This window comes from Gluconobacter sp. P5B12 (assembly GCF_018812035.1).
Classification (GTDB): Bacteria; Pseudomonadota; Alphaproteobacteria; order Acetobacterales; family Acetobacteraceae; genus Gluconobacter.
Map to the genome: position 1 here is coordinate 796,335 of NZ_JACRVV010000001.1, position 10,659 is coordinate 806,993.

General features: G+C 55.6%; 11 protein-coding genes. 8 read left to right on the forward strand and 3 right to left on the reverse strand.

All coding sequences use genetic code 11. The features are described 5' to 3' along the window. The first annotated feature begins 422 nt into the window (after positions 1-422). From KP702_RS03615 to mltG, 8 genes are all read left to right on the forward strand, one after another. Positions 423-1,832, forward strand: coding sequence for a carbohydrate porin (locus KP702_RS03615; RefSeq protein ID WP_373687829.1), 1,410 nt, complete (start codon positions 423-425; stop codon positions 1,830-1,832). A 124-nt stretch (positions 1,833-1,956) separates the two neighbouring features. Then, positions 1,957-2,835 (forward strand): bifunctional 2-polyprenyl-6-hydroxyphenol methylase/3-demethylubiquinol 3-O-methyltransferase UbiG, encoded by an 879-nt coding sequence (locus KP702_RS03620; protein ID WP_215768506.1) that lies wholly within the window; start codon positions 1,957-1,959, stop codon positions 2,833-2,835. A 26-nt stretch (positions 2,836-2,861) separates the two neighbouring features. Continuing rightward, entirely contained in the window at positions 2,862-3,608 is a 747-nt protein-coding gene (locus tag KP702_RS03625; RefSeq protein WP_215768507.1) for a DUF2987 domain-containing protein, read from the forward strand. 71 nt (positions 3,609-3,679) lie between these two features. Beyond that, positions 3,680-4,624, forward strand: coding sequence for an ACP S-malonyltransferase (fabD, locus tag KP702_RS03630; RefSeq protein ID WP_046899540.1), 945 nt, complete (start codon positions 3,680-3,682; stop codon positions 4,622-4,624). Positions 4,625-4,636: 12 nt separating this feature from the next. After that, positions 4,637-5,377 carry a 3-oxoacyl-[acyl-carrier-protein] reductase gene (gene fabG, locus KP702_RS03635; RefSeq protein ID WP_202206686.1) on the forward strand — a complete coding sequence of 247 codons (741 nt, stop codon included), beginning with the start codon at positions 4,637-4,639 and terminating at the stop codon, positions 5,375-5,377. Between the two features lie 202 nt (positions 5,378-5,579). After that, positions 5,580-5,819, forward strand: coding sequence for an acyl carrier protein (locus KP702_RS03640; RefSeq protein WP_007282219.1), 240 nt, complete (start codon positions 5,580-5,582; stop codon positions 5,817-5,819). Between the two features lie 119 nt (positions 5,820-5,938). Next, positions 5,939-7,222, forward strand: a complete 1,284-nt coding sequence (fabF, locus tag KP702_RS03645; RefSeq protein ID WP_202206687.1) for a beta-ketoacyl-ACP synthase II — start codon at positions 5,939-5,941, stop codon at positions 7,220-7,222. An 18-nt stretch (positions 7,223-7,240) separates the two neighbouring features. Continuing rightward, positions 7,241-8,281: an endolytic transglycosylase MltG gene (gene mltG / locus KP702_RS03650; protein ID WP_215768508.1), complete on the forward strand. Its 1,041-nt coding sequence runs from the start codon at positions 7,241-7,243 to the stop codon at positions 8,279-8,281. A 40-nt stretch (positions 8,282-8,321) separates the two neighbouring features. Here mltG and KP702_RS03655 read toward each other — a convergent pair whose 3' ends face one another. The 3 genes from KP702_RS03655 to KP702_RS03665 all read right to left on the reverse strand — a co-directional run bounded on the left by KP702_RS03655 (position 8,322) and on the right by KP702_RS03665 (position 10,617). Further along, on the reverse strand, positions 8,322-9,200 hold the full coding sequence (locus tag KP702_RS03655) for a lipid-binding SYLF domain-containing protein (protein WP_046899537.1): 879 nt from the start codon (positions 9,198-9,200) through the stop codon (positions 8,322-8,324). A gap of 91 nt (positions 9,201-9,291) precedes the next feature. Then, on the reverse strand, positions 9,292-10,080 hold the full coding sequence (locus KP702_RS03660; protein WP_202206689.1) for an inositol monophosphatase family protein: 789 nt from the start codon (positions 10,078-10,080) through the stop codon (positions 9,292-9,294). Between the two features lie 9 nt (positions 10,081-10,089). Next, positions 10,090-10,617, reverse strand: a complete 528-nt coding sequence (locus tag KP702_RS03665; protein ID WP_202206690.1) for an MmcB family DNA repair protein — start codon at positions 10,615-10,617, stop codon at positions 10,090-10,092. Positions 10,618-10,659: the final 42 nt, after the last annotated feature.

The following is a 10,659-nucleotide window of genomic DNA, read 5'->3' on the forward strand; positions in this document are numbered from 1 at the left end:
GTAAACGTCTTCTGCTTCTGGGCTTTGATTTTCCACAAAAAAAGACATGTTTTCGAAAATGGGCACGTAAATGTGTTTCGCATGCAAAAAATATTACATGAGCAATTTTCTAAATTAACTCTTTTCATGATTTTGAATAAAAATATTAAATATACTTTACATTCGTAAGTATTATTACTTTAAAATAAATACTAAAAAACGTTTTAATTATTTTGTATTTGTGAATTATTAATCAAATTTGCGAGAAATTCTAAAATGTTAATTCCGCTACAGGCGCGCCGTGGCGTAGGGATTCTGCATACTCACTCTGGATCGGACGCAATTCGTTGCAGAGGTCGTGATGTAACATTATTCCTGTTCAAATGGGGGCGCCAGGTTTGCATCTTCGTGTGCTGGGTTATGCTCTGAAAAGCTCATGGTATGTGTGGTTTTTCAGTATTTTCGTATCGCTGCCTGCTTTTGCTCAGGTCATGGACCGCGATATTGGATCTGCGCCAAGTCAGTTGGTGTCAACGCCTCTTCCTGTGCATGCATCGCGTGAAACAACCGTGCCAGCATTTTCCCATCCCGAGGCTATCGTCTCCAATCCCTTGTCAGACTGGCTGCGTAAACGTGGCATTAATTTCCTCGTCGACAATACGAATGAATTTGCTGGAGCAATAACGAAGCCGACGCGCGGAACAACGTCGGGATTTGAAAACTACAAGCAGGGCGCGAGCAATGCGGGCCAGTATGCCATGCAGCTTGATGTTGACTGGGAAAAGCTTGCTGGTCTGCGTGGTTTTGCGACGCACATGATTACGGTAGGGCGATACGGTACGACGGCCAATCGCATGTTTGGTGACTGGCTCAATCATGCCTCCGAAGATTATGGCGGTGGCGGAAATGTTGTCGTGCATCTGGTCTATATGTACGGCGAAGAGACGCTTTACGGTGGACGTCTGGCGATTGCGGCTGGTCGTATGTCAGAAATTTCGGATTTTGCAGCGAGCCCTTTGTTCTGCAATTTCCAGAACGGTAGTTTCTGCGGTCGTCCCAAAGGGATTACGGACACGAATTTTGACGCGGGCTATCCTGCTGCAACCTGGGGATTTCGGGTCCGGGGAAGGCCGGTGCATTCTGTCTATGTTCAGATAGGGGTGTATCCGATCGAAAACGGGATTTATCAGGTCTATCAGCATCGGACCGGATTCAAATTCAATGGGGCCAATATCATCGGGTATGCGGCACCGATCGAAACAGCCTGGGAGCCGGTTTTCGGGCATGGCACCTTGCCGGGTCATTACAAATTCGGTGCCCAGCTCTTCAGTACGCCGCAGACTGACAACTATTACGATCTGTATGACGGTTCTTATGCAGAGAGCGGACTTGCGCATAAAAAGCGAAGCGCGTCCTGGTCAACATGGGTCATGCTGGATCAACAGTTGCTGCACTATCGGGCAAAGGGCTCAGGCCTGACGGCCATGACGGGGCTTATTTACAATGATCCCCATACGTCCCTGCGCCGGTATCTCGTCTATGGCGCACTGATTAACCGCGGATTTCTGAACTCTCGACCCTACGATACGCTCGGATTTTCTCTGACCTACACCAAGATTGCATCCGGTGTGAGCCGAAGTGAGACTGCGCTGATCCGTAAAGGGCAATCACTCCCCAATCATGCGACAGGTGTTCAGCAGGATGCGGTCGTGATGGAGTTCAACTACGCTATCCACGTCGTGAAGGGTGTAATTTTTACGCCTTTGTTTGAGTATTACATTCACCCGAACGCCCAATACAATCTGCGGGATGCCGCTCTTTTGGGATTTAAGAGCCATATCCAGTTTATGTGAGAACTCTTTCTTGTATTGTATCTGAAAAGCGCGGGGCAGAATTTTTCAGGAGGCGGCGGCTTGGTTCTCTTGTCGGTGGAAGTGCGTTAATAAATCGTTACTGACATGGCGTAACGGTAGAAGAATGACCCACTCCGACAGGACGGATGCTGTTTTTGAAGCCTTTCACGGGCTTGCGGATGAAGAATGGCTGCATGTTCTGGTCTCGTCCCTTGGTGGACACGAGGTGCGGGGCGTTCGGATGCCGGAGTTCCCCCCGGATGATCTTCAGCGTGAAATTCATGGGCATCACGGGGAGGTTTCCATTCATGAGGCGCATGTCTTTTATCGAGAAATAAAAGCGTATTGCGCCTACGCGGGAAGGCCTGTGAAGCCCGAGACTTCCGTTCTTGATTTCGGATGTGGGTGGGGGCGGATGGCACGCCTTTTCATGAAGGACGTGCGATCACAGTCCCTCGTGAGCGTCGAGCATACGGACCGCTTTCTCATGGCGGCACGGCGCGCCAATCCATTTCTTCCCTTCTTGCAGGCCGGGCTGGTGCCACCCTTGCCCCTCGTGCCCGGTACGCTGGATCTGATCACGTCCTGGTCGACATTTTCACATCTGGATGAATTTCTGGCCGGCCACTGGATGAGGGAGTTTCATCGGCTTCTGAAGCCAGATGGATTGGTTGTCTTTACGACGCAGAGTCGGCGGTTTCTGTCATTCTGCGCGGAGCAGCGCTTGCGTCGTGCTTCTGGGATGCGACTGGAGCATCCATGGCATGAAGCTTGTGCAAATAGTTTTGTGGATGAAGCGCAGGCAAATTCACATTTTGAAGCCGGGCGGTTCCTGCATGCAGCATCTGCAAAGCGCCCTCAGCCTCAGGCGCATTATGGAGAGGCCATCATACCACGGAACTATATTCTTAAAGCTTGGGGCGGGATGTTTCGCCTGATCGAATATCTGGATAATCCGGTAAGGCTGCCGCAGGTTCTGATTGTTCTGCAAAAAATTGAATAAGACATCATTTGTTGTAAAGTAAATTCATGACCTATCGTCTTCTGACGGGATGTTTCATCGCATTCCTTTCCTGTGTCGGGCTTCACGAGGCGCGGGGTGCTTCCGAGGAGCATCTCATTGTCGCTGGTCGACATGACGTGCGCGTTGCGACATATCAGGATATCGCACGCATCTATGAGCGGTTTGAGCGCTTTCCGCAGGCGGCAAAAGAGGGGCTTTCACTCCATTTTACAGGGGAGTTGCTGCCTGACCATGATTACCCTTCAAAAGCGCGCCTTATGGTTCATAGCCGGGATGGGGATATCCCTTTGTTCTTCGGCCAGGACCGGGACATGCATTTCCCGCTGACAGACCGCCTGAAGGCAGAGAACCCGCCGGTCCTTCAGACAGAAGCCATCGGGCATAATGTCAGAACGGAGCTGTCTCTGGTGGTTGCGTTGCCTGCGGCGCAGACATTTACCGGCATAGAGGCCCGTCATTGGCTACGTCAGGTCAATGCGTGCATCCGTGATCTGACGGGTGTGATCCTGTCCTGGTTTATGCCTGATGCTCATCGGCTCAAGATAGATATTGCTCCGGGAGCGAATTTTGAGGCTGTGACGAGCGGAACCGTGCGGGTGCTGGCGTCAAACGTGAGTAGGGAACCAATGACTGTTCTGCTGCGGCCGCAGGACTATGCAGAGGATACGGTATTCCGTTCCAGCAAGCCTTTTGGCCGGGTCCGGGTTAAAATTCCTGGCGAGGCATACGCGACATTCACACCTGACAGATAACGCAGAATTTGACAGATCGCGTGTGAAACAGCATCACCCTGAGCCTGTTTTTCATGCCAGCAGGGGGATCCATGTCGGTTCACGCTTTTGTCTTTCCGGGTCAGGGCAGTCAGTCAGTCGGAATGGGGCAGGCCCTGCATGATGCCTTTGCTTCATCCCGCGCCGTTTTTCAGGAAGTTGACGATGCCCTCGGAGTGCACCTGTCAAAGCTGATGTTCTCCGGCGAAGCGGACGAACTGACAAAGACGGAGAACACGCAGCCAGCACTTTTTGCTGTATCGCTCGCTGCTGTTCGTGCCCTTGAAACCGAAGGCGGCTTCAAACTGGCAGACAAGGCCGCTTTGCTGGCTGGTCATTCTCTTGGAGAATATTCTGCTCTTGCTGCTGCTGGCACGCTCGGTATTGCTGAAGGTGCCCGTCTGCTGCGCCTGCGCGGTCAGGCAATGCAGCGGGCTGTTCCTGCAGGTGAGGGCGGCATGGCAGCCCTTCTCGGAGTTGAGGCTGAGCAGGCGCAGTCCATCTGTGAAGATGCAGCCCAGGGACAGATCCTTGAGATCGCCAATGATAACGGTGGTGGCCAGATCGTTGTGTCTGGACACATGGATGCCGTGGACCGCGCTATTGCCCTTGCCAAGGAGCGTGGCATCAAGCGGGCTGTGAAACTTCCGGTCTCTGCGCCGTTTCATTCGTCACTGATGGCGCCTGCCGGTCGTGAAATGGCCGAAGCGCTGGCAACGGCTACACTGAATGCGCCGAGCGTCCCGGTTATTGCCAATGTGACTGCTGCGAAGGTCACGGATCCTGATGCGATCCGCGACCTTCTGGTGAAGCAGGTTACGGGAACGGTCCGCTGGCGCGAAAGCGTTCAGGCCATGGCGGCCATGGGCGTGACAAACATGCATGAACTGGGAGCTGGCAAGGTGCTGTGCGGTCTGGCGCGTCGTATTGCTCCTGATCTTGCCACGGACAATGCTGGCACACCTGCTGAAATCGAAGCCCTGCTCAAGGCTCTGTAAGGACAACGAACCATGTTCTCTCTTTCTGGCAAGATCGCACTCGTCACGGGTGCATCCGGTGGCATCGGTGCAGCTATTGCCCGTCAGCTTCACGCCCTTGGCGCAACGGTTGTTCTCAGCGGCACGCGTGAAGCGGCTCTGAAGGAACTTGCAGATAGCCTTGGCGAGCGCGCCCATATTGCTGTTGCCAACCTGTCGGATGCGTCTGAAGCTGATGGTCTTGTGGCTAAAGCTGAAGAAGTGGCCGGGGCTCCGCTGGACATTCTGGTGAACAATGCGGGTCTGACGCGCGATACGCTCGCCATTCGCATGAAGGACAGTGACTGGTCGCAGGTCATGACGGTGGATCTGGAAAGCCCGTTCCGTCTGGCGCGCGCTGCCCTTAAGGGTATGCTGCGCCGTCGTGCTGGCCGCATCATTTCCATCGCGTCAGTTGTTGGAACGACAGGAAATGCGGGTCAGGCCAACTATGCAGCGGCAAAGGCTGGCATTGTTGGTATGAGCAAGTCCCTGGCTCAGGAAGCCGGTCCTCGCGGTGTGACGGTCAACGTTGTGGCTCCTGGTTTCATTGAAACGCCAATGACGGATGTGCTGTCTGAGGGTATCCGCGAGAAGCTGGTTGGCTCTATTCCGCTCGGTCGGATGGGAAACCCGGATGACGTGGCCGCGGCAGTGGTGTATCTGGCTTCTGACGAGGCTGCTTGGGTCACGGGAACGACCCTGCACGTCAACGGTGGCATGGCCATGGTCTGAGACGCTTGGCGTTTCAGGTCAAAGCGTGCTAATCGCGCGCTGCTTTGCCCGGTCTGATGAAGGCCGATGTCCGGTTCGGCCGGTGGCAACGCCTTTCCGAAAGGAGAGGTGGCCTGCGCTGGAAGCCCTGATGGGTTCCCGGACTGGCAGACGGCAATACGAGTTTTTTGTAACGCCCTGAACGGGCAGAAGGAACAAACAGATGAGCGATATCGCTGACAAGGTGAAGAAGATCGTTGTCGAGCACCTCGGCGTTGAAGAAAGCAAGGTCACGCCGGAAGCGTCTTTCATTGACGATCTGGGCGCAGACAGCCTCGACACGGTTGAGCTGGTCATGGCTTTCGAAGAAGCTTTCTCCGTCGAGATCCCGGAAGATGCAGCCGAGAAGATCGCCACCGTCAAGGACGCGATTGACTACATCGAGAAGCAGAAGGCTGCCTAAGGCGCTTTCGGGACTGGTCTAAGGCTGGTCCCATCCCGCCTCGATTACCAGGGGCGGATCACGGAGCGGTCTTCAGGCCGCATCGTATGGTCGTTTACAACGTGAGACATGAGGCATCGATGAGCGGGAATGCAATCAACGGAAGACGCGTCGTCGTTACCGGAATCGGTGTTGTCAGCCCACTTGCGGTGGGTGCGGAACTGACGTGGAAGCGTCTGATCGAAGGGCAGTCCGGTATCGGGCGTATTACCCATTTTGATCCTTCCGAACTCCCTGCGCAGGTCGCTGGTCAGGTTCCTGAGGGACCGACCGAAGAAGGCGGTCTCACGCTGTCTGACTGGGTGCCGGTCAAAGACCAGAAGAAAATGGATCGCTTCATCCATCTTGGTCTGGCCGCTGCCATCCAGGCCGTCGAGGACTCGGGCTGGAAGCCTGAGAACGAAGACGATCGCTGCGCCACAGGCGTGATGATCGGCTCCGGTATCGGTGGTCTGCAGACGATTTATGAAGGTTCCCTGACAGTTTCGAGCGGCAAGGCCCGTCGTCTGTCACCGTTCTTCATCCCGTCCGCGCTTATCAATCTCATTTCCGGTCACCTTTCGATCCGTTACGGCTTCAAGGGACCGAACCATGCTGTCGTTACAGCCTGCGCTACAGGCGTGCATGCGATTGGCGATGCGTCCCGTCTGATCCAGTACGGTGATGCAGACGTCATGATTGCCGGTGGCGCGGAAGCTGCCATCTGTTCGCTGGGTATTGCCGGTTTCTGCTCGGCACGTGCGCTCTCCACTGGCTCCAATGAAGATCCGACCAAGGCGTCCCGTCCGTGGGACAAGGATCGTGATGGCTTCATCATGGGTGAAGGTGCCGGTGTGGTCGTGCTGGAAGAGTACGAGCATGCCAAGGCTCGCGGTGCCAAGATCTATGGCGAAATCGGCGGTTATGGCCTGTCCGGCGACGCTCATCACATCACAGCCCCGGCTGAAGGTCATGAGGGTGCGTTCCGCGCCATGAAGGCCGCCCTGAAAAACAGTGGTCTTCAGGCATCCGATATCGACTACGTCAACGCGCATGGCACCTCCACCATGGCTGACGATCTGGAACTGGATGCGGTCGAGCGTTTCTTCGGCGACCATGCCAAGAACCTGGTGATGTCCTCTACCAAATCCGCAATTGGCCATCTTCTTGGCGCAGCGGGTGCTGTGGAGGCGATCTTCTGCCTTCAGGCCATCCGTGACGGCATCGTGCCGCCCACGCTGAACCTTGAAAATCCGGCACGCGAGAGCGTAATCGATCGTGTGCCTCTGAAGGCTCAGAAGCGTAAGGTTGATGTTGCTCTGTCCAACAGCTTCGGGTTTGGCGGTACGAATGCCAGCATTATTTTGAAGCGCTGCAAGGACTGAGCGGAGTCGTTTTGATTTATGCCTGAAAGCCAGCCGGACGGCGAAGAAAACAGAAAACCTCTTCTTCCCCCCAAGGCTGGCCGTAAGCTGGCAATCTTCATGGCGCCGCTGCTCTTTGTTGCAGCCGCGGTGGCCGGGTACGGTCATTATACTGATCCAGGTCCGCTTCCTGAAACAAAAGCCTTTGTCATTCCGCGTGGTAACAACGCGACGGTTACAAAAGCTCTTCAGGATGACGGAATTCTTTCCCCAACATGGTCCTCCGGAGCCTTCTTCCGGCTGTCAGCGTTTCTTACGCATCGGGACGGACAGATTCATGCGGCGGAACTTCAGTTTCCCGCCCGAGCGTCCGTGGCTCATGTGCTGGAAATTTTGCGGCATGGTAGGCCTGTCTCCCATCAGTTGACTGTTCCTGAAGGTCTGACGGCGCTGAAGATTGCGGATATTCTTCGCAAAGCACCTTTCCTGACGGGAGACGTCCCTCAAATCGTGGAGGGAAGCGTCCTTCCTCAGACTATTGCCTATGTCCGTGGCACTGCAAGGCAATCCATGGTTGATCGCCTGAAGCGCATGATGGACGCTCAGGTGCAGTCCATATGGGACAAGCGTGATGTGGAAGCCTTGGATAGCCTGATTGAGAGCCCGCAGGATCTGGTGACTCTGGCATCACTCATTGAGCGGGAAACAGCCGTGCCGTCCGAGCGTCCGATGGTGGCGCGCGTCTTCCTGAACCGTCTTAAACTCGGCATGCGCCTTCAGACAGATCCAAGCGTTATTTATGGGCTAAGCGACGGTCTGGGGACATTGGATCGTCCTTTGACACATGATGATCTTCAGGTGCCGAGCCCATACAACACGTACCTAGAAACCGGCCTGCCACCGGGGCCAATCTGTTCACCGGGTAAGACGTCTCTTGAGGCTGCGGCCCATCCGGCCGAAGGGAAGGCGCTATATTTCGTCGCGACGGGCGAGGGCGGCCATAGTTTCGCTGAGACACTTCAGGAGCAGGACCGAAATATCCGCGCCTACCGAGAAAAAATCCCCGTCGTCCCACAATAAAAAAAGCCCCGCATTTTCATGTGCGGGGCTTTTTTTTGTCTTACTTCACAGGGTTCAGAGATGAACTCTGCACACCGCGCGTCTGGGTGCTGTAAGGCTTTGAGGTGTCGTAGTTGCTGGGGTAGGGGCTGCTGCTTACGGGGTCGATATCCGTTGACGTGCTTCCCTGAGAGGCTGGAGCTGTTGCGCTTGTTGAGCGGGCCGTGGAGGCTGTTGGTAGTTTCGCAATGTTCATCATCATGCGACGAAGCGGATCGGCAGACGGATTGTTGACGCGCATCGTCACGATAATGTCTTCAGGACCAACAGCCTGATTGTAGTACGCGCGGTTCGCGCCGCTATCCACTGTCAGCTTGGAGCCACCAAGTGCTGCGCCCGCATACAGGCCCTGAGCCTTCTGTGCCGCATAGATGTCCGTATTCTTTGCACCGGCCGTGCTGCTTTCAACACCAGTTCCGATCGTGGCGAAAGAGGCGGATGCTGTCGCATCAAACTTGAACTGGCTATCCAGCAGGGCCTGAATGCCGCGCTGGGACATGATGAAGAAAATCATCTCGGAGTTCTGGACGCCAACCTGAACACCCAGAGACCCCGTGCTCAGACGGTAAAATGCCGGATCAGACCATGACCCACGCGCATCGCGGCTCATGAGAACGCAGCGACCGCCAGAGCCTCCCAGACCGAAAGACATGTTCAGAACAGACGGGCACACCATGACGGCTTTGGCTTCCGCCAGAAGCTGCTGTGAGCGGGATGTCGAGGTTGTTTTTGCAAACAGGTCCTGAACAGCCAGCGTCGCTTTATCCACAACGATCTGCTGTTCGCTTGCTGTCGTGGTGGTTGTGCCAGAACACGCAGCGAGCGTTGCACACCCTGTGGCGGCAAGAACGGTCGAACGCAGGAGACCGGACAGGGTCATAAAACTTACCTTCTGCTAACGGCAAAAATAGATCTCCCCGCACTATGCGTGAAATGAGGCCAAATCACGAGTGCGGGGGTGGCAGGTCGTGTCAGATTTCCACCTTCACGGCGTTTGACAGGGTTTGGGCGATACCGGGAGCCGCCGCGAGAATAGTGGCGCCTCCTGTCAGGCCGCCTGTCTGAAGGAACGGAGAGACGGTAGCGCCAGCTTCTTCAAGAATGATCAGTGCTGCGGCGACATCCCAAAGCTGGATCACGATTTCAAGGTAACCATCGCTGCGGCCACATGCGACGTCCGCCAGTGCCAGAGCCCCGGAACCACCTGAACGCGGCATGGCGCCCAGAGACATGATGGCACCGATTTTTTCACCAAACAGTTCGGTCGACACCCTGCAGGACCATCCCATTTCGATCATGGCTTCCTGCGGGTTGCTGATAGGGGAGGCTTTGATGGGTTTTCCGTTCAAAAAGGCGCCTTTGCCTTTCTGAGCAGTGAAAACTTCGTTGAGGGCCGGAGCCTCAATAACGCCAGCAACGGGTACATTGCCCTCAAGCAGACCCAGCGACACGCACCACCGGTCTCGCCCGCGTGCAAAATTGGAGGTTCCATCAATCGGGTCCACGACCCAACGGAACTGCCCCTCACGTGTCAGGCCGCCTTCTTCACCCTGAAAACCATCTTCCGGGAAGAGCTCCTGAATCCGGCGGCTAACGAGCGCTTCAACCGCTCCGTCTGCTTCCGTCAGATAGTCCTGACGGCCCTTTAGGGTGCCGGTCGGGCCACCAGGCTGAGGGCGCATGGAAAGGGCGAGGGCCGCTGCGTCCCGGACGACACTGCGGGCGGCTTCAAGACGGACGGCAATAGGGTCAAAACTCATGGACATATCCTATTCTGTGCGGCGTGCTGCGCGCAGGGAGGCAGTGATGGCCGGATCCTCAAGAGACATGAGGCGACTGGCGGCCGTGGTGGCAAACAGGTGCAGAATTGTCCGCCTACGTGCCGGTGCGATCCGGTGTTCTGCGGGGTCACGGATGATGGCGCATTCTGCTACCACACTGTGGAAGAGGCTATTGGGCACCATGCTGAGGCTGACAGTGATAATGCCAACGTCCGGAGGCAGAACTTCCAGCGGAAAGCCATCATCTACGGCAAAATACAGCCTGTCAGACCAGTTCCTGTAATCCGGCCATTTCTGATCTGTCTGGAAATCGCGGAGTCCGGATTTGATCTCAATGCAGCAGAGGCTGTGATCGGGCAGGAGGGCCATCACGTCTGCGCGACGCCCGGCCGAGGGAAGAGCAAATTCGTTGATTGCTGCCCAGCCCATGGCGCGACATAGCCCCAAAACAGCACGCCGGATGGCAAACTGTCGTTCAGGGAAACCAGGCGGGATCTCGGAAAGGACCGAACTCATGGTTCCATATTGCCCGGATCTGCGCTTTACGTCTGCCCCTGT

Coding starts and splice junctions, on each gene's coding strand:
- KP702_RS03665 (WP_202206690.1), bottom strand. CDS start 10,617: ATGAGTTCGGTCCTTTCCGAGATCCCGCCTGGTTTCCCTGAACGACAG.
- fabG (WP_202206686.1), top strand. CDS start 4,637: ATGTTCTCTCTTTCTGGCAAGATCGCACTCGTCACGGGTGCATCCGGT.
- KP702_RS03620 (WP_215768506.1), top strand. CDS start 1,957: ATGACCCACTCCGACAGGACGGATGCTGTTTTTGAAGCCTTTCACGGG.
- KP702_RS03625 (WP_215768507.1), top strand. CDS start 2,862: ATGACCTATCGTCTTCTGACGGGATGTTTCATCGCATTCCTTTCCTGT.
- fabF (WP_202206687.1), top strand. CDS start 5,939: ATGAGCGGGAATGCAATCAACGGAAGACGCGTCGTCGTTACCGGAATC.
- fabD (WP_046899540.1), top strand. CDS start 3,680: ATGTCGGTTCACGCTTTTGTCTTTCCGGGTCAGGGCAGTCAGTCAGTC.
- mltG (WP_215768508.1), top strand. CDS start 7,241: ATGCCTGAAAGCCAGCCGGACGGCGAAGAAAACAGAAAACCTCTTCTT.
- KP702_RS03655 (WP_046899537.1), bottom strand. CDS start 9,200: ATGACCCTGTCCGGTCTCCTGCGTTCGACCGTTCTTGCCGCCACAGGG.
- KP702_RS03660 (WP_202206689.1), bottom strand. CDS start 10,080: ATGAGTTTTGACCCTATTGCCGTCCGTCTTGAAGCCGCCCGCAGTGTC.
- KP702_RS03640 (WP_007282219.1), top strand. CDS start 5,580: ATGAGCGATATCGCTGACAAGGTGAAGAAGATCGTTGTCGAGCACCTC.